This is a genomic window from Nocardia sp. NPDC005746 (assembly GCF_040630785.1).
In the GTDB taxonomy this organism is placed as follows: Bacteria; Actinomycetota; Actinomycetes; order Mycobacteriales; family Mycobacteriaceae; genus Nocardia.
Window position 1 is genome coordinate 1 of sequence record NZ_JBEXYE010000031.1, and the last position, 18,670, is coordinate 18,670.

Annotated in this window: 16 protein-coding genes; 11 read left to right on the forward strand and 5 right to left on the reverse strand. The window is 69.1% G+C overall.

The features are described from left to right. Positions 1-344: 344 nt before the first annotated feature. Complete coding sequence (locus ABZ412_RS33820; RefSeq protein ID WP_357288732.1) at positions 345-1,445, reverse strand: FAD-dependent monooxygenase; 1,101 nt, start codon at positions 1,443-1,445, stop codon at positions 345-347. Between the two features lie 124 nt (positions 1,446-1,569). On the opposite strand from ABZ412_RS33820, the gene ABZ412_RS33825 reads away from it, so the two are divergent. After that, positions 1,570-1,776 (forward strand): hypothetical protein, encoded by a 207-nt coding sequence (locus tag ABZ412_RS33825; protein WP_357288735.1) that lies wholly within the window; start codon positions 1,570-1,572, stop codon positions 1,774-1,776. Positions 1,777-2,049: 273 nt separating this feature from the next. Further along, positions 2,050-3,477, forward strand: coding sequence for a sugar porter family MFS transporter (locus ABZ412_RS33830; RefSeq protein ID WP_357288738.1), 1,428 nt, complete (start codon positions 2,050-2,052; stop codon positions 3,475-3,477). A 21-nt stretch (positions 3,478-3,498) separates the two neighbouring features. Here ABZ412_RS33830 and tuf read toward each other — a convergent pair whose 3' ends face one another. Together tuf and ABZ412_RS33840 are read right to left on the reverse strand one after the other, a co-directional pair. Further along, entirely contained in the window at positions 3,499-4,695 is a 1,197-nt protein-coding gene (gene tuf, locus ABZ412_RS33835; protein WP_357288742.1) for an elongation factor Tu, read from the reverse strand. Between the two features lie 139 nt (positions 4,696-4,834). After that, positions 4,835-5,149, reverse strand: a complete 315-nt coding sequence (locus tag ABZ412_RS33840) for a hypothetical protein (RefSeq protein WP_357288745.1) — start codon at positions 5,147-5,149, stop codon at positions 4,835-4,837. A 115-nt stretch (positions 5,150-5,264) separates the two neighbouring features. On the opposite strand from ABZ412_RS33840, the gene ABZ412_RS33845 reads away from it, so the two are divergent. Further along, the gene (locus ABZ412_RS33845; protein WP_357288747.1) at positions 5,265-6,770 is read left to right on the forward strand and encodes a leucyl aminopeptidase; all 1,506 of its coding nucleotides are present in this window, start codon (positions 5,265-5,267) and stop codon (positions 6,768-6,770) included. A gap of 324 nt (positions 6,771-7,094) precedes the next feature. Here ABZ412_RS33845 and ABZ412_RS33850 read toward each other — a convergent pair whose 3' ends face one another. Next, a complete protein-coding gene (locus ABZ412_RS33850; RefSeq protein WP_357288750.1) occupies positions 7,095-7,430 on the reverse strand; it encodes an oxidoreductase in 336 nt (111 codons plus the stop codon). A 460-nt stretch (positions 7,431-7,890) separates the two neighbouring features. On the opposite strand from ABZ412_RS33850, the gene sucB reads away from it, so the two are divergent. The 6 genes from sucB to ABZ412_RS33880 all read left to right on the forward strand — a co-directional run bounded on the left by sucB (position 7,891) and on the right by ABZ412_RS33880 (position 15,490). Continuing rightward, positions 7,891-9,645, forward strand: coding sequence for a 2-oxoglutarate dehydrogenase, E2 component, dihydrolipoamide succinyltransferase (gene sucB, locus ABZ412_RS33855; protein ID WP_357288753.1), 1,755 nt, complete (start codon positions 7,891-7,893; stop codon positions 9,643-9,645). Positions 9,646-9,679: 34 nt separating this feature from the next. Next, a complete protein-coding gene (locus tag ABZ412_RS33860) occupies positions 9,680-10,579 on the forward strand; it encodes a TIGR01777 family oxidoreductase (RefSeq protein ID WP_357288756.1) in 900 nt (299 codons plus the stop codon). Between the two features lie 132 nt (positions 10,580-10,711). Continuing rightward, positions 10,712-11,224 (forward strand): N-acetyltransferase family protein, encoded by a 513-nt coding sequence (locus ABZ412_RS33865; protein WP_357288860.1) that lies wholly within the window; start codon positions 10,712-10,714, stop codon positions 11,222-11,224. A 38-nt stretch (positions 11,225-11,262) separates the two neighbouring features. Beyond that, positions 11,263-12,015 carry a lipoyl(octanoyl) transferase LipB gene (gene lipB / locus ABZ412_RS33870; protein WP_357288862.1) on the forward strand — a complete coding sequence of 251 codons (753 nt, stop codon included), beginning with the start codon at positions 11,263-11,265 and terminating at the stop codon, positions 12,013-12,015. A 22-nt stretch (positions 12,016-12,037) separates the two neighbouring features. Then, positions 12,038-13,078 (forward strand): lipoyl synthase, encoded by a 1,041-nt coding sequence (gene lipA, locus ABZ412_RS33875; RefSeq protein ID WP_357288759.1) that lies wholly within the window; start codon positions 12,038-12,040, stop codon positions 13,076-13,078. A gap of 213 nt (positions 13,079-13,291) precedes the next feature. Then, the gene (locus tag ABZ412_RS33880) at positions 13,292-15,490 is read left to right on the forward strand and encodes an elongation factor G-like protein EF-G2 (protein ID WP_357288762.1); all 2,199 of its coding nucleotides are present in this window, start codon (positions 13,292-13,294) and stop codon (positions 15,488-15,490) included. 3 nt (positions 15,491-15,493) lie between these two features. Here the strand turns inward: ABZ412_RS33880 and ABZ412_RS33885 are convergent, their stop codons facing one another. After that, entirely contained in the window at positions 15,494-16,183 is a 690-nt protein-coding gene (locus ABZ412_RS33885) for a TetR family transcriptional regulator (RefSeq protein WP_357288765.1), read from the reverse strand. 90 nt (positions 16,184-16,273) lie between these two features. Here ABZ412_RS33885 and ABZ412_RS33890 point away from each other — a divergent pair, with 90 nt between their 5' ends. Both ABZ412_RS33890 and ABZ412_RS33895 read left to right on the forward strand, forming a co-directional pair. After that, positions 16,274-17,710 (forward strand): MFS transporter, encoded by a 1,437-nt coding sequence (locus ABZ412_RS33890; RefSeq protein ID WP_357288768.1) that lies wholly within the window; start codon positions 16,274-16,276, stop codon positions 17,708-17,710. 161 nt (positions 17,711-17,871) lie between these two features. After that, entirely contained in the window at positions 17,872-18,615 is a 744-nt protein-coding gene (locus tag ABZ412_RS33895; protein ID WP_357288771.1) for a DUF4191 domain-containing protein, read from the forward strand. Positions 18,616-18,670 lie beyond the last annotated feature (55 nt).

Here is an 18,670-nt window from a genome sequence, read left to right on the forward strand (position 1 = left end):
CCAACACACGGGGGGTGTGAGGCCGGAACCAAATTTCAAAATTTGGCACTGACATTCATCGACACACTATTGAGTTCTCAAAGAACACACGCACAAGCCATCAATCCGAGCGGTAAGCCCGTTCGACTAGCTAGGCAACTTTTCAAGCTTAGCCCCGGCCATGCAGCAGAACCAAATCCGCTGGTCAGGTGGAACTAGTGTGATCATCAGGCGCTCCTCGTCCAACCTCGTTTCCCAGGCCCTTGGGGCTCCGGGTCGGTGTCCGTGTCGCTCTGACCTGGAATAAGTTACGTGGTGCGTCGAAGCAAAGTCAAATCGCCTCTCTACCTGCGGTTTTCCGGCGACTACGCGGCGGACTGCGGGGGCTTCCAGCCTTCGAGGATGCGGCGGCTGTGGGAACGGAACATCGCTACCGAGACTTTGTTCGGGATCGCGAGGAATGCGGCGTCGCGCAAGGCGGCGAGAGTGGCCGAGCCCGGGGAGGTCATGCGGGTTCCGTGTTTGGACAGGAAGCTCATCCGGGCGACTCGGCTCCGGCGGGCGGCGGAATAGTGGGCGAGATCCGGTGCGCAGGCCGCCAGGGTGACGGCGTCCTCCAACGCCATGCCCGCTCCCTGGCCCAGGGTTGGGCGCATCGCGTGGGCCGCGTCCCCGATCAGGGCCACGCGGCCATTCCACAGGTGGCGCGGGACATCGATTTCGAGCAGTTCATCGGTCACCACGGTCGAGCGGTCGGTGACGGCGATGAGTTCCGGTAGCGGATCGGGCCAGTCGGTGAAGTAGTCCAGGTCCGAGATGCCGGGGCGGCCCGCGGTGAAGACATAGGTGCGGTCGCCCGCGATCGGCACCACTCCGGCTTCGCCATGCCGGCCCAGGATCACGCCCACGGGGTCGGGCGCGGGAAGGTCGAGGACCCATCGCCACGCAGCGATTCCGGTCCGCTGCACTGGGCGCTCCCGCGGCCACAGCCGGCTTCGGACCACGCTGTTGACGCCATCAGCACCGACGACCAGGTCATATGGGTCGGCTCCGGTGGCGGTTTCGACCCGCCCGTCCGCGTGGACGTCGATAACCCGGGTACCTGTGCGGACGCAGTCCGCGGGCACCGCGGCGGCGAGGATCGCGATCAGGTCGGCGCGGTGCAGGGCGACCACCCCGCCGGTGAAGTCGCTGATGCGTGCGTCCACGAGGACCCGCCCGCGATCGTTCCGCGCGAAGCCACGTCGATCCGGCAGGGTCCCCGCTCTCACCGCCTCACCCACCCCGAGCAGGTCCAAGGCATTCAAGGCATTGGCCGCGAGGACGATTCCCGCGCCCACCTCGGTGAACTGGGGCGCGCACTCGTAGACGACGACCTCCCAGCCCGCCGCGCGCAGTGCGATCGCGGCGGCCAGGCCGCCGATTCCGCCCCCGACAATCCCGGCCCTGCCCTTGGCTTCGGCCATGATCCCTTCCTGAACGTAGGCGTGGCGCGATCGTAAATCTCCGATTCATCCCGAAGTCGTAGGAGTGCGCTGGATCGCGGCACCGAATACCTCCCGACCGGAAATCGAGTGGAGGGCAAGCGGTATGGGTGGACAGGCGGATCGCACCGGGGTGTCGCGGGCGGTGGAGGCGGCGGTGGAGGCGGCCAAGCGGGGTGACGTGATCGCGGCTCGGCAGTTGCTGGCGCTGGCCGACCAGTTGGCGGCCGAGGCGCTCGCGCGCGAGACGGCGCGGGCGAATCGGCTGGGGCGGCTGCGGGTTCCGCGGATACCGGGGCTGCCGCGGCGCTGAGAGGGCGTGGACCGAGGCCCTTCCGCCCGATTGGTCCGCCCTCCGATGGGGACACGCATGGCCCCGGCCGAGGGTGGGCGTTGGCCGACCACGGAACCGAATGAACCACCGGAGAACCGGACGACCAGTTCGGCGTTGCGTTGAGCATTCACGGGCATTCCCCCAGCAAGAATGGTCGAAGCGCGCCGTCTGACGGGGATTGTGCGTCATCTCGGCCGAGCCCAGAGAGGATGGCTCGGGTTTCACGACCCGGGTCCGGACGAAGGAGTCGGCGTGAATTCATCGGTGGGGTCGCGAACCTCGGACGATCAGGAGCGCGGGGCCGACAGCCTGGTCTACGTCGTGTTCATCACCGCGGCGGCCGCGATGGGCGGATTCCTGTTCGGATACGACAGTTCCGTCATCAATGGCGCGGTCGAGGCCATCCGCGATCGGTACGACATCGGGTCGGCGACGCTGGCGCAGGTGGTGGCGATCGCGTTGATCGGCTGCGCGGTGGGCGCGGCCATCGCCGGGCGGATCGCGGACCGGATCGGGCGCATCTGGGTGATGCGGATCGCGGCGACGCTGTTCACGGCCAGCGCGATCGGGTCGGCGCTGCCGTTCGCGCTGTGGGATCTGGCCATGTGGCGCGTCATCGGCGGTATCGGGATCGGGATGGCCTCGGTGATCGGGCCCGCCTACATCGCCGAGGTGTCGCCGCCGGCGTATCGCGGGCGGCTGGCCTCGTTCCAGCAGGCGGCCATCGTGATCGGCATCGCGACCTCGCAGCTGGTGAACTTCGCGATCCTGAAGATGGCGGGCGGTGAGCAGCGCGGGAGTATCGCGGGGCTGGAGGCCTGGCAGTGGATGCTCGGCGTGATGGTGATTCCGGCCGGGCTGTACGGGCTGTTCTCCTTCACGATTCCGGAGTCGCCGCGGTATCTGATCTCGGTCGGCAAGATCGAGAAGGCGAAGCAGGTGCTGGCCGAGGTCGAGCGCGGCACGGGCGATCTGGACGCCCGGGTCGCGCAGATCGAGCAGGCCATGTACAGCGAGCACCGGTCGACGTTCAAGGATCTGCTGGGCGGGGGGTTCGGGTTCCTGCCGGTGGTGTGGATCGGTATCGGGCTGTCGATGTTCCAGCAGCTGGTCGGCATCAATGTGGTCTTCTACTACTCGGCGACGCTGTGGCAGTCGGTCGGCATCGATCCGTCCAGTTCGTTCTTCTATTCGTTCACCACCTCGATCATCAATATCGTCGGCACCGTGATCGCCATGATGCTGGTCGACCGGATCGGGCGGAAACCGCTGGCGCTCATCGGCTCCACGGGCATGGTCGTCGCGCTGGGGCTGGAGGCGTGGGCGTTCTCGGCCAAGACCGGGTCCGGCGACGACGTGTCGCTGCCGCACGCGCAGGGCATTGTCGCGCTGATCGCGGCGCACTGCTTCGTGCTGTTCTTCGCGCTGTCGTGGGGTGTGGTGGTGTGGGTGCTGCTGGGTGAGATGTTCCCGAACAAGCTGCGCGCGGCCGCGCTGGGTGTGGCGGCGTCGGCGCAGTGGATCGCCAACTGGGTCATCACCGCCAGCTTCCCCAGCCTCGCGGATTGGAACCTGTCGGGGACGTACGTCATCTACACGCTGTTCGCGCTGCTCTCGATTCCGTTCGTGCTCAGGTTCGTTCCCGAGACCAAGGGCAAGGCGCTGGAGGAGATGGGCTGACACCCGCGCGCGGCGGCCGGGCTATTTCAGGATCTTGGTGATCTGGCCCGCGCCGACGGTCCGGCCGCCCTCACGAATGGCGAATTTGAGGCCCACCTCCATGGCGATCGGCTGGATCAGCACGACTTCCATGGAGACATTGTCGCCGGGCAGCACCATCTCCACTGCCGTCGGCAGGGTCACGACGCCGGTGACATCGGTTGTGCGGAAGTAGAACTGGGGGCGGTAGTTGTTGAAGAAGGGGGTGTGGCGGCCGCCCTCCTCCTTCGACAGGATGTACGCCTGACCCTCGAACTGTGTGTGCGGGGTGACCGAACCGGGCTTGATGACGCATTGGCCGCGTTCCACGTCCTCGCGGCGGACGCCGCGCAGCAGCAGGCCCACGTTCTCCCCCGCCTGGCCCTCATCCAGGAGTTTCCGGAACATCTCGATGCCGGTGACGGTGGTCTTGGTGGTTTTCGGGCGGATGCCGACGATCTCGACCTCGGCATTGACCTTGAGCACGCCGCGCTCGATGCGGCCGGTGACGACAGTGCCGCGGCCGGTGATGGTGAAGACGTCCTCGATGGGCATGAGGAACGGTTTCTCCACCTCGCGGGCGGGGGTGTCGATCCAGTCGTCCACGGCGGCCAGCAGTTCGGTGATCGTCGCGCCCCACTCCCCCGTCGGATCGGACAACGCCTGGAAGGCGGAGACCCGCACGATGGGGCTGTTGTCGCCGTCGAACTCGTATTCGCTGAGCAGTTCACTCACCTCGAGTTCGACCAGCTCCAGGATCTCCTCGTCCTCCACCATGTCGCACTTGTTCAGCGCCACCACGATTTTCGGGACGCCGACCTGCCGGGCCAGGATGACGTGCTCCTTGGTCTGCGGCATCGGGCCGTCGGTGGCGGCGACCACCAGGATCGCGCCGTCCATCTGGGCGGCGCCGGTGATCATGTTCTTGATGTAGTCGGCGTGTCCGGGGCAGTCGACGTGCGCGTAATGCCGGTTCTCCGTTTGGTATTCGACGTGCGCGATGGAGATGGTGATGCCGCGCTGGCGTTCCTCGGGGGCCTTGTCGATGGCCTCGAAGGGGGTGAAGGGATTCAGGTCCGGATATCGGTCGTGCAGGACCCGGGTGATGGCCGCGGTGAGCGTGGTCTTGCCGTGGTCGATATGGCCGATGGTGCCGACATTGACATGCGGCTTCGTCCGCTGGAATCTCGCCTTCGCCACTGGAACCTCCTGCGCGCCCGTCGATTCCAGGGTAGGGAGGACGGGGGCCGGAAGAGCTGGAAATCGGGCGAAACAGACGTCGAGGACCGTTGACGAAAACCCGTCCCGAACAGAGGTTTTCCGCGAATTCGCCGAGCGGTCAGCGGCCGCCTGGCTCACCGGCGGATGTCGGCGGGGTGGGCTCGGTCGAGGTGGCCTGTTCCTTCGGGACACAGACCCACCGGCCGTCGGCGGTCAGACCCCATTGCGCGACGATGCGGCCGTCGGAGCAGTCGTCGCCGACATTGTGCTCGGGCTGGACGGAAGTCGGCGGTATCGACGCCAGCGTGGTGACGGTGGTCGGCGTCGGGGCCGGACTGGTGCCGGAGCAACTCGTCAGCACGCAGCCGGCGAACACGGCCGCGACCAGGGCGACAGCCGACCCGGCCATACGCGTCTTCAGCGGTGACGCCATATGACGACCCTTTCGTGCCGAGACGATTCAGGGCAAACAGCAATCACAGAGCAATCTATCGTGCGGTCCGCGCCCAACCGGCTGCGGCCGGAGCGGCGCAGTAACGTGGGCAACTATGACAGCTGTTGCAGATCGTTCGCTCGGGCCGGAACTCGCTCGCACCGAGGGCATCGGGGAGGCCGATGTCCTGGTCATCGGACTCACCTCGTCGGAGGACGGGCCGGTCATCGCGCCCGCCGACGCCTTCGAGGATGTGCTCGACGGCGACACCCGCGACGCCCTGGTGAGCGCGCTGCGGGCGGTCGGGGCCAAGGGCAAGGGCGAAGAGGTCACCAAGGTGCCCGCGCCCGCCGGGCTGGGCGTGGACTTCGTGCTGGCGGTCGGGCTCGGGGCAGTGGACAAGCTCGACGCCGAGCAGGTGCGCAAGTCGGCCGGCGCGGCCGGACGGGCGCTCACCGGGGTCGCCACCGCGGTCACCACGCTGTCGGGCCTGGATCTGGGCGCCGCAGCCGAGGGGTTCTACCTGGGTGCGTACCAGTTCACCGCGTTCAAGTCCGCCAAGAGCGCGCCCAAGCCCGAAGAACAGCCGGTGCAGCGGGTCGAATTCCTGGTGCCCGCACCGGGATTCGGCGAGGAGGAGCTGTTCCGGGCGCAGGCCATCGCCGAAGCCGTCACCACCGCACGCGATTTCGTGAACACCCCGCCGAGCGACCTGTTCCCGGCCGAATTCGCCAACCGCGCGGCCGAACTGGGCAAGGCGGCCGGTCTCCAGGTCGAGGTTCTCGACGAGACCGAACTCGAATCCCATGGCTACGGCGGCATTCTCGGCGTCGGCAAGGGCTCCTCGCGGCCGCCGCGCCTGATCCGCATCACCTACGCGGGCGGCGACCCCAAGGTCGCGCTGATCGGCAAGGGCATCACCTTCGACACCGGCGGCATCTCGATCAAGCCCGCGCAGTCCATGGAGAACATGACCTCCGACATGGGCGGCGCGGCGGCGGTCATCGCCACCACGCTGCTGGCGGCGCGACTGAGCCTGCCGCTCACCGTCATCGCCACCGTGCCCATGGCCGAGAACATGCCCTCGGCCACCGCGCAGCGGCCCGGTGACGTGCTCACCCAGTACGGCGGCACCACCGTCGAGGTGATCAACACCGACGCCGAGGGACGACTCATCCTGGCCGACGCGCTGGTGCGCGCGGCCGAGGACGAGCCGGACTACGTCATCGACGTCGCCACCCTCACCGGTGCGCAGATGGTGGCGCTGGGCACCCGCACCCCGGGCGTCATGGGCACCGACGCCTTCCGCGACCGGGTGGCGCGCATCTCGCAGGCCGTCGGCGAGAACGCCTGGGCCATGCCGCTTCCCGCGGAGCTGCGCGCCGACCTGAACTCCAAGATCGCGGATCTGCAGAACGTCGCACCGCACCGCTGGGGCGGCATGCTGTCGGCGGGACTGTTCCTCAAGGAGTTCGTGTCCGAGAGCGTGCAGTGGGCGCACCTGGATGTCGCCGGGCCCGCCTACAACACCGGCGGACCGTTCGGCTACATCGGCAAGGGCGGCACCGGCGTTCCGGTCCGCACGCTGATCGCCACGCTCGAGGACATCGCCGCGGAGTAATCGCGTCCTTGGTCGTGACACGAGTCCTGTGACAAAACGCCCGCCCCGCTTGCACAGCGGGGCGGGCGTTCGCGTCAGCGCTCGGCGCGGGGTGCACAGCAACAGCGCGGCCCCGACGCTGCCCGGTCGGAACAGCCGCAGATCCAGCATCGGCTCCGGACCAGCAGGAGACCCCTGCTCGGCCATGCAGGTCTGCAGACCAGCGTCAACACCCGGGGAATGTTCGCGGCACCGACATGTCGCCGCCGGCCTCGATCGTGTTGGCGGCGGTGCTGATCGAGCACGCGCCCCCGAACAGCTTGCGGCCCAGGGTGTCCACGGGGCTCAGGCCCATTGGGCGGTGCGGCGTTCCAGGATGCGGCGACGGGCGTCGTAGTCGCGCATGCGCTGCGGGTAGCCGACGCGACGGGCGTCGTAGACCGGAATGCCGAGGGCGCCCGAGAGGCGCTGCGCTCCGCGTTCGCCGACCACGCGACGGGTCCATTCGCCGTCATGCGCGACGAGCAGCACCGTGACATCGGTGACCGTGGTGCGCGGCTCGACGAAAGCCTCCACGCCGTAATGGTTTCGCGTCCAGGCCACGAGATGGCCCATGTCGGCCGGATCGGCCTCGCCTCGGCGCGCGGTACCGCTGTGCCCGAACAGATCCAGGAAACCCATTCCCGTCAACCTCCTCCCCGGCTTCGGAAAACCGCCGGATACTTCGATAGTGCGCAGCTCACGGCCACTTCGCCAGACCATCGGCCATTTCCATAGCAGCTGCACAGAATCCCTTCAGAATCGACTCAGCGGGGGTGCGCGGTCCGGTCAGCGGCACGCCGGAAAGGCCAGGACGGCGCAAACGTGATACGTGTCATGGCATCCCGCTATTTCACCCGCGCGCCGTGGCGTTCGACGCTCACGCCGGGAAATGTGGCGAAGAGAGGTCGGCACAACCGCCGCCCTGTGACACGCCGCACCCGGACGAGTGCAAGGATGGGTGGCTGGAACAAGAACCAACACGGATCTCCGGTGCCATCACCCTGCGGTGGCCGTCCGGGACGACACCGCGACCCGCGGTGCCACGCCCGCGGAGAGACGAACTGTTTAACCCGACGAGCAGTCAGAGGAGTCAACGGACATGACCTTCTCCGTCCAGATGCCAGCTCTTGGTGAGAGCGTCACCGAGGGCACCGTCACCAGGTGGCTGAAGAAGGAGGGAGACACGGTCGAGGTCGACGAGCCGTTGCTCGAGGTCTCCACCGACAAGGTCGACACCGAGATCCCGTCCCCGGTCGCCGGCGTTCTCGTGAAGATCGTCGCCCAGGAAGACGATGTCATCGAGGTCGGCGGCGAACTCGGCGTGATCGGCGAGGCCGGTTCCGCTCCGGCCCCGGCCGCCGCCCCGGCTCCCGCCGCAGCCCCTGCCCCCGCCCCCGCCCCCGCGCCGGCGGCTCCCGCCCCGGCCCCGCAGCCGGTCGCCGCCGCACCCGCCCCGGCTCCGGCCGCCGCGCCCGCCCCCGCCGCTGCCGCCTCCGGCACCCCGGTCAAGATGCCGGAGCTCGGTGAGTCCGTCACCGAGGGCACCGTCACCCGCTGGCTGAAGCAGGTCGGCGACCAGGTCGCCGTGGACGAGCCGTTGCTCGAGGTCTCCACCGACAAGGTCGACACCGAGATCCCGTCCCCGGTCGCGGGCACCCTGCTGGAGATCTCCGCGCAGGAAGACGACGTCATCGAGGTCGGCGGACAGCTGGGCGTCATCGGCAGCGGCGCCCCCGCGGCCGCCCCGGCCCCGGCCCCGGCCCCGGCGCCCGCGCCTGCGCCCGCCCCCGCTCCGGCTCCGGCCGCCGCCGCTCCCGCGCCCGCCCCGGCCGCTCCGGCCCCGGCTCCCGCGCCGAAGACCGCCCCGGTTCCGGCCGCGGCGACCCCGGCCGACGAGCCCTCCAGCAACGGTGGCCCCTACGTCACCCCGCTGGTGCGAAAGCTGGCCGCGGAGAACAACGTTGACCTCTCCGCCGTGACCGGCTCCGGAGTCGGCGGCCGCATCCGCAAGCAGGATGTGCTCGCCGCCGCCGAGGCCAAGAAGGCTCCGGCGCCCGCTGCCGCCGCGCCCGCCGCCGCTGCTCCGGCCGCCCCGGCCGCTGCCGCCGCCGCGCCGCGTCCGTCGCTGTCGCACCTCACCGGCACGGTCCAGAAGGCCAGCCGCATCCGGCAGATCACTGCGGCCAAGACGCTCGAGTCGTTGCAGACCACCGCGCAGCTCACCCAGGTGCACGAGGTCGACATGACCAAGATCGCGTCCCTGCGCAACCGCGCCAAGGCCTCGTTCAAGCAGCGCGAGGGCGTGAACCTCACGTTCCTGCCGTTCTACGCCAAGGCCGTCATCGAGGCGCTGGCCGTGCACCCGAACATCAACGCCTCCTACAACTCGGAGACCAAGGAGATCACCTACCACTCGGTGGTCAACCTGGGTATCGCGGTCGACACCGAGCAGGGTCTGCTCTCGCCGATCATCCACAACGCCAACGACCTGTCGCTGGCCGGACTGGCGCGCGCCATCGCCGATATCGCCAACCGCGCCCGCACCGGCGGCCTCAAGCCGGACGAGCTGGCCAACGGCACTTTCACCATCACCAACATCGGCTCGAACGGCGCGCTGTTCGACACCCCGATTCTGGTGCCGCCGCAGGCCGCCGAGCTGGGCACCGGCGCGATCGTCAAGCGCCCCATGGTGATCAGCGACGACGGCAACGAGTTCATCGGCATCCGGTCGATGGCCTATCTGCCGCTCACCTACGACCACCGCCTCATCGACGGCGCCGACGCGGGTCGCTTCGTGACCACGATCAAGCACCGTCTGGAAGAGGCCGCGTTCGAGGGTGACCTGGGCCTCTGAGGCCGGAACGGAGACGGGTCGGGGGTTGGATCGGATGAAGATCGTGGTCGCCGGTTCGTCCGGACTGATCGGGACGGCACTCGTCGCGGCTCTGCGCCGCGACGGGCACGAGGTCACCCGCCTCGTGCGCCGTCCCGTGCACGCCCGCGACGAATTCACCTGGGATCCGGTCCGTTCCAACCTGGACGAGCGCGCGCTGCGCGGTGCGGACGCCGTGGTGAACCTCTGCGGCGCGAGCATCGGGCGGCGGCGCTGGAACGGCAGCTACAAACAGGAGCTGCGCGACAGCCGCATCGTCCCCACCGACGTCCTGGCCGCCGCGGTCGCCGCCGCCGGAGTGCCGACGCTGGTCAACGCCAGCGGTGCGCACTACTACGGCGGCGAGACCGGCGAGCGGGTCGTCACCGAGAGTTCCCCCGCCGGAACAGGATTCCTGGCCCGGCTCTGCGCCGACTGGGAGGCCGCCACCGAACAGGCCGCCGACGCCGGAGTGCGCACGGTGCTGCTGCGTTCGGCGGTGGTGCTGGCACGGCACGGCGGCATGCTCGGAATGCTGTACCCGCTCTACTATCTCGGGCTCGGCGGGCGGCTCGGCAGCGGGCGGCAGTACGTCCCGTGGATCTCGCTCGACGACGAGGTGGGGGCGATCGTGTACGCGCTCACCCACGAGAACCTTTCCGGGCCGGTCAATATGTGCGGTCCCGCGCCGGTCACCAATGCCGAGTTCACGCGGGCGCTGGGGCGGGTCATGCATCGGCCGACGCCGTTGATGGTGCCCGCGTTCGCATTGAAGCTGGCGGTCGGCGAGTTCGCGGACGAGGCGATTCTGCACGGGCCCAGGGCGATTCCCACCGCGCTGGAGGAAGCCGGGTACCAGTTCCAGCACCCGACCATCGGCGCGGCGCTGACCGCGACGCTCGGCCACTCGGGCTGACTACGGGTCGGCGGCGGCTGCGGCCAGGGCACTTTCGGCTGATGCGGGGACACCTTCGGCTGACGCCGGGCGCGGTGCACGTCACAGCAACCGCGCGGATACCGTGGGGGCGTGACCAATCAACCGTCCGTCGTGGTGGTGCGGGACGCACGCGAGAGCGATCTGCCCGAGATCCTGGTGATCCACAACAACGCCATCGCCGAGACCACGGCCATCTGGGATACCGAACCGGCCGACATCCACGAGCGCGAGGCCTGGTTCGCGGCGCGGACCGGCGCCGGCCATCCGGTGCTGGTCGCCGAGATCGGCGGCACGCTGGCGGGGTACGCGAGTTACGGGCAGTTCCGGCCCAAGTCGGGCTACCGGTTCTCGGTCGAGAACTCGGTGTACGTGTCAGATATATTCCATCGCCGCGGCGTGGCCACCGCGCTCATGCGGGCGCTACTGGCACGCGCCGAGAGCGGCGAGGTGCACGCCATGATCGCGGCGATCGAGTCGAGTAACCGCACGTCGATCGCCCTGCACGAGAAATTCGGCTTCAGCACCGTAGGGCAGCTGCCCGAAGTCGGGCACAAATTCGGGCGCTGGATGGACCTGACGCTCATGCAACGGACCTTCCCCGAAGGAGTAGCGTCGCCATCGTGAGCGAGAGCACTACGGCCACCGCGGCGTTACCCCGCGCGGTGTCGGCTCGCTTCGACAGCACACCCCTCGCGGTCGAAGATCTGGGCCTGATCGACTATCAGCGAGCCTGGGAATTGCAGCGGTCCATCGCCGACGAACGCGCCGAAGGCATCGGGCAGGATCGACTGCTGCTGCTGGAACACCCCTTCGTCTACACCGCCGGACGCCGCACCGAGCCGCGGGATCTGCCCGTGGACGGCAGCCCGGTCATCGCGGTCGACCGCGGCGGGAAGATCACCTGGCACGGGCCGGGGCAATTGGTCGGCTACCCGATCGTGCGGCTGGCCGAACCGGTCGATGTCGTCGCGTACGTGCGCCGCCTCGAGGAGGCGCTGATCGCCGTGTGCGCGCGGCTCGGGCTGGAAACCGGTCGGGTGGAAGGCCGTTCGGGCGTGTGGGTCCCGGCGAACCAGTTCCTGCCCGAGCGCAAGGTCGCCGCGATCGGCGTGCGCGTGCAGCGTGGCGTCGCCCTGCACGGCATCGCGCTCAACTGCGATTCCAGCCTGGATGGTTTCGACGCGATCGTGCCGTGCGGCATCCGCGATGCCGGGGTCACCACCCTGAGCCGCGAACTCGGCCGGGACGTCACCGTCGCCGAGGTGCGGCCGCTGGTCGCCGACGCGATCGCCCGCGCCCTCGACGGCGAGTTGACGGTGGCCGACCACACCGTGTCCCGTTGCGCCGCAGCCGCCGCCGAATGCCCCGAACCAATCCCCGCGGCGCGCGACGAAGCGCCCGTCAAGGCCGAATGACCACAAGCGTAGGGTGAACCAAGTGACCTCCGTCGATACCCCGACACCTAACGACCCGGCCGCACCCAACGGCCGCAAGCTGCTTCGCATCGAGGCCCGCAACGCCGAGACCCCGATCGAGCGCAAACCCTCGTGGATCCGCACCCGCGCCACCATGGGCCCCGAGTACACCGAACTCAAGGGCCTGGTGAAACGCGAAGGGCTGCACACGGTCTGCGAGGAAGCCGGGTGTCCCAACATCTTCGAATGCTGGGAGGACCGCGAGGCCACCTTCCTCATCGGCGGCGAGCAGTGCACGCGGCGCTGCGACTTCTGCCAGATCGACACCGGCAAGCCCGCCGCCCTCGATCGTGACGAGCCGCGGCGCGTGGCCGAGAGCGTGCAGGCCATGGGGCTGCGCTACTCCACCGTCACCGGCGTCGCGCGCGACGATCTCGAGGACGGCGGCTCGTGGCTGTACGCCGAGACCGTGCGCGCCATCAAGCGCCTCAACCCGCACACCGGCGTCGAACTGCTGATCCCCGACTTCAACGCGGTGCCCGAGCAGCTGGCCGAGGTGTTCGAGTCGCGGCCGGAGGTGCTGGCCCACAATCTGGAGACGGTGCCGCGCATCTTCAAGCGCATTCGTCCCGCCTTCCGTTACGAGCGGTCGCTGGCGGTCATCACCGCGGCCCGCGAGGCCGGTCTGGTCACCAAGTCCAACCTGATCCTGGGCATGGGCGAGACCCCGGAGGAAGTCACCCAGGGCCTGCGCGACCTGCACGAGGCGGGCTGCGACATCATCACCATCACCCAGTACCTGCGGCCCTCCCCGCGACACCACCCGGTCGACCGGTGGGTGAAGCCGGAGGAGTTCGTCGAGCACTCCCAGGCCGCCGAGGAGATGGGCTTCGCCGGTGTCATGGCCGGTCCGCTGGTCCGGTCCTCGTACCGCGCGGGCCGCCTCTACGCCCAGGCCATGCGCCACCACGGCCGCGAGATCTCCCCAGAGATGGCACACCTGGCCGAGGAAGGCAGCGCCGCGCAGGAGGCCACTAGCGTGCTGGCCCGCTTCGGCTCCTAGCCGCACCCGATTCACCGCAGACCGCGCGCCGCGACCCACGAGGGACGCGGCGCGCGGTCGCATATGTGGAACCGCTGCTCCGTGGCGCGGACGTGAATGCCGCGCGGCCTTCGCCGAAACGCCGGTAGACGAGTTATCCCGCGATTCGTGGACGGGAGCGCGCCGCTGGTGGGAAGCTCGAAGGACCGCAATGATCGACCCACGGAGTGAGCCATGGTCGAGCGAACGATTTCAGCGCACGGTGTGAACGGCAAGGCGGTCGTGGCCGAACGGCCCGGCGATATCCGCAATGTGGTGCTGGTCGGGCACAGCGGGTCCGGGAAGACCACGCTGGTCGAGGCGCTCGCGGTGGCCGCCGGGGCGGTGCCCAGAGCCGGGCGCGTCGAGGACGGCACCAGCGTCTCCGACTACGACGACATCGAGCAGCGCCAGCACCGGTCGGTGCAGCTGTCGGTGGTGCCGATGGGGTGGGAGAAGGTCAAGGTCAATCTTCTCGACACCCCCGGATACGCCGATTTCGTCGGGGAGCTCAGGGCCGGTCTGCGAGCAGCGGACGCGGCCCTTTTCATTCTCTCCGCGGCCGCCGGGGTCGAGGGCGTCAGCGGGCCCACGCTGGCGCTGTGGGAGGAGTGCGCGAGCGTCGGCATGCCGCGCGCCATCGTGCTCACCCATCTGGACACCGCACGGGCCGATTTCGAGGACATGACCGAGACCTGCCGCCAGATCCTCGGCGGTGGGCGCGCGGAATCCATACTGCCGCTGCATCTTCCGGTGTACGGGCCCAAGAACCCCGACGGGCACCGGCCGGTGACCGGGCTGATCGAACTGCTCACCCAGCACGTCTACGACTACGCGACCGGGGAACGCGTCGAGACGCCCGCCTCCGCCGAACAGCGCGAGCAGATGGAGGAGGCCCGCAACCGGCTCATCGAGGGCATCATCGCCGAGAGCGAGGACGAGACCCTCATGGACCGCTACATCGGCGGGGAGGAGATCGACCTCGCCTCACTGGTCGCCGACCTGGAGAAAGCGGTCGCGCGCGGAAGCTTCCACCCGATGCTGATCGCCGCTCCCCCACCCGAGGGCGCGCGCCAGGGGCTCGGCACCGTCGAGATCCTGGACCTCATCACCCGCGGATTCCCCACGCCCGCAGAGCATCCGGTGTCCGCGACCGGCAGCGGCGGCAAGTCCGCGGCACTGGCCTGCGATCCGGACGCGCCGCTGGCCGCCGAGGTGATCCGCACCGCCTCCGACCCGTACGTGGGCCGGCTGTCGCTGGTGCGGGTGTTCTCCGGCACCCTGCACGCCGACGACACCGTGCACGTGTGCGGGCACGGCACCGGCACGAACGGAAATCACGATGCCGACGACCGGGTCGGCGGGGTGTCGGCGCCGTTCGGGAAACAGCAGCGGCCGCTGCCACAGGCCATCGCCGGGGACATCGTGTGCGTGAGCAAACTGACGCACGCCGAGACCGGGGACACCCTGTCCGCCAAGGACAGCCCGCTCATCATCGAGCCGTGGTCCATGCCGGATCCGCTGCTGCCGGTCGCCATCAAGGCGCACGGCAAAGCCGATGAGGACAAGCTCTCCCAGGGGCTGTCGCGACTCGTGGCCGAGGACCCCACGGTCCGGGTCGAACAGAATCCCGACACCCACCAATTGGTGTTGTGGTGCCTGGGCGAGGCGCATCGCGAGGTGGCCCTCGAACGGCTGCGGTCCCGGTTCGGGGTGCAGGTCGACGTCGTCGACCACAAGGTGGCCTTGCGCGAAACCTTCGCCACCCAGGCGGCCGGTCGCGGGCGGCATGTGAAGCAGTCCGGCGGACACGGGCAGTTCGCGGTCTGCGAGATCGAGGTGGCACCGCTGCCGGAGGGTTCCGGCATCGAGTTCGTGGACAAGGTGGTGGGCGGAGTCGTTCCGCGCCAGTTCATCCCGTCGGTGGAGAAGGGTGTGCGCGCCCAGGCCCTGCGCGGGGTGGCGTCCGGATATCCGCTGGTCGACGTGCGGGTGACGCTCTTCGACGGCAAGGCGCACTCGGTGGATTCCTCCGACGCGGCCTTCCAGACCGCGGGCGGCCTGGCCTTGCGGGAGGCCGCCGCCACCGCCCGGATCAGCGTGCTGGAACCCATTGCCGAAGTGCTGGTGGTGGTTTCGGACACCTATGTCGGCCCGGTGCTCGGCGACCTGTCGAGTCGCCGCGGCCGGGTCCTCGGCACCGAGCCGGCGGGGCTGGGCCGCACCGCGATTCGGGCCGAAGTCCCCGAACTGGAGCTCAGCCGCTACGCGGTGGATCTGCGGTCACTGGCGCATGGCGCGGCGAGTTTCACCCGCGCCTACGCCCGCCACGAACCGATGCCGCACCAACTGGCCGACAGCCTGCGCGAGCAGGCCAAATCCAGCCACGCCTGACCATCAGGACTCCTCCGCGCCGACCCGCGCGGGCAGCGGCAGCGCGGCCAGGGCCGTCATGAAGAAGTCGAGGCCGAAGCCGTAGTGCCGATCGGCCTCGCAGGAGGTCAGCGCGTCGGCGGCCTGCACGATCCGCGGATAACGCTGCCGCGGAAGGGTTTCCAGCCGGAGGCGCTTGCGGCGAATCATCTCGGCATTGTCGTCGGCGGACTGCTGCGGCGCCGGAGCGCCGGGCTCGCCCAGCACCAACATGACGGCGGTACGCAAGGTGTTGCCGCAGATCGCGGCGGCGGAGTCGACGTCCACGCCGTATTCGGTGAGGATCTCGAGCGCGGCCTCGGTGGCGTCCAGGAATCCGGGACTCGGGTCGTTGTCACGGGACACCTGGAACAGCGGCACCAGGGTGCGGTGCCGGCGCAGCACCGTCACCAGCGATTCGGCCAGGGCGCGGAACTGTTCCAGCAGCGGGCGCGACCGGTCGCGGGTGGTGTCGACCTGTTCCCACAGCCGGTCGACGACGCCGGCCAGCAGTTCGTCCTTGTTCTTGAAATGCCAGTACAGCGCCATCGGGGTGACGCCCAGTTCCTGGGCCAGTCGCCGGATGGTCAGCGCGTCGAGGCCCTCGGCGTCGGCCAGCGCGATCGCGCCGTCGGCGACGGTCTCCCGGCTCAATCGGTTCTCCGCTTTTGCCACTTGACAAATATACAACGTACAGGCTTTCCTGTACCACGTACATGTACAACGTATGCGAATTATGTACAGGAACAACGCATAGGAGTTGTGATGCCACTATTGCCCCGCCGCTGGTGGGCCCTGATCGGGGTTTCCCTGGCGACCTTCATGACATTTCTCGACAACAACGTGGTCAACGTCGCGCTGCCGTCCATCCAGAGCGACCTGGGGCTGTCCATCTCCGGCCTGGAATGGGTGGTGAGCAGCTACATCCTGGTCTTCGCCGGGCTCATGCTGGCCGGTGGACGACTCGCGGACCTGTTCGGCCGCCGCCGGATGTTCCTCGGCGGACTGGCCGTGTTCACGCTCGCCTCACTGCTGGCCGGACTCGCCGACAGCCCGGCCATGCTCATCGGGGCCCGGGTGCTGCAAGGCGTCGGCGCTGCCGCCGCGATCCCTCCGACCCTCGCCATCATCGCCGGACTGTTCCCCGACAACGCCGAACGCGCCAAGGCGGTCGGCGTATGGAGTGCCATCGGCGCACTGGCCCTGGCCCTCGGGCCGTTCACCGGCGGCGTGCTGAGCCAGCACGTGGACTGGAGCTGGATCTTCCTGATCAATGTGCCCTTCGGCGTCATCACCTTCGCGCTCACCGCGCTGACCCTCGACGAAACCCGCGAACGGGTGCGGCACCGGCTCGACCTGCCCGGCCTGGTGACCTCCGCGATCGCGCTGTTCGCGGTCACCTACGCCCTGATCGAAGGACACAACCGGGGCTGGACCTCGTCGGTGATCATGGGCTGCTTCGCGGTCGGCGCGGCCGCGCTCGCGGCGTTCGTCGTCATCGAATCGCGCCGGCCGGACCCGATGGTGGATATGTCGATGTTCCGCTCCCGCGCCTTCAGCGGCGGCATCGCCGTGATGATGCTGTGGGGATTCGGGGTGATGGGCATCTACTTCTTCACCGCGATGTATCTGCAGAATGTGCTCGGCTTCTCGCCCACCGCGGCGGGGGCGGCGTTCATTCCGATGGCGGTCGCCATGGTGCTGGTGTCGCCGCTCGCCCCGCTGGCCGCGCGCCGGCTGGGCACGAACGTCACCGTGGCACTGGGTGTGGCGGGCATCGTCGGTGCGCTGCTGGATATTTCGACGATCGGCGAGCACGGGCACATCCTCGACCTGATGCCCGCGTTCATCGGCTTCGGCATCGGTTCGGGCCTGCTCATGACGCCGTTGAACACGGCGATCATGGACCGGATGCCGCCCGCCGTCGCGGGCGCGGCGGGGGCGGTGGTCAATGCGAGCCGCGAGATCTCGGCGCTGCTCGGCGTCACCATCGTCGGCGCGATCCTCACCACTCGCGCGGCGACCGTGGCCGGGCAGGGCGCGGCTCCGATGCACGCCTTCCTCGAGGGCTACCGCCTGGCGATCATCGTCGCGGGCGTCATTGTCGCCGTGGGTATTCCGCTGGCGCTGATCACCCTGCGGACCCCGCGCGCCGAAGCACCCGTGGCGGCGGCCACCGAACCGGTCGGGGCGGCGGTCTGACGCCACGAGCGCCGCATCGACCGGAAGAACTCCGGCCGATGCGGCGGCTCCGGCCGACAAGCGCTCGCGCCGACTGCGATTCGGGCCATCGGGCACCGACCGGTCCCGTCACTGTCCATCCCATCGCGAACCGGGCGTACCCGGCGATTAAGCTGGACCGCATGGCAGCAGGCAAGGGCGGTAATCCGTCGAAGGAAGCGAAGGCCGCGGCGAAGGCGGCGCGCAAGCAGGCGTCGAAGGACCGTCGCAAGCAGCTCTGGCAGGCGTTCCAGATGCAGCGCAAGGAAGACAAGCTGCTGCTGCCGCTGATGATCGGCGCACTGGTCGGCGTGACCGTGCTGTTCCTGGTGATCGGCCTGATCTTCGGCCTGCAGTGGTTCCTGCTGCCGATCGGTCTGGTGCTGGGCGTGCTGGCCGCGTTCATCATCTTCGGGCGCCGGGTGCAGAAGAACGTGTACGCCAAGGCCGAGGGCCAGGCCGGTGCGGCCGCCTGGGTGCTGGACAACCTGCAGGGCAAGTGGCGGGTCACCCCGGGTGTCGCGGCCACCACCCAACTCGACGCGGTGCACCGCGTGGTCGGCCTGCCCGGTGTCGTACTGGTCGCCGAGGGCTCGCCGCAGCGGGTGAAGTCGCTTCTGGCACAGGAGAAGAAGAAGGTGTCGCGGCTGGTCGGCGACACCCCGATCTACGACATCGTGATCGGCAACGAGGAGGGGCAGGTTCCGCTCAAGGAGCTGGAACGCCACCTGCGCAAGCTGCCGCGCAATATCGACGCGGCGCGCATGGACAATATCGAGGGACGTCTGTCGGCCCTCGCCACCCGCGGCGGCCCGGCCCTGCCCAAGGGCCCGCTGCCCAACGGCGCGAAGATGCGCGGCGTCCAGCGCTCGATTCGCCGCCGCTGATCACTCGAAAGCAGAAGGCCCGCATCCCCCAGGATGCGGGCCTTCTACTTTTTCG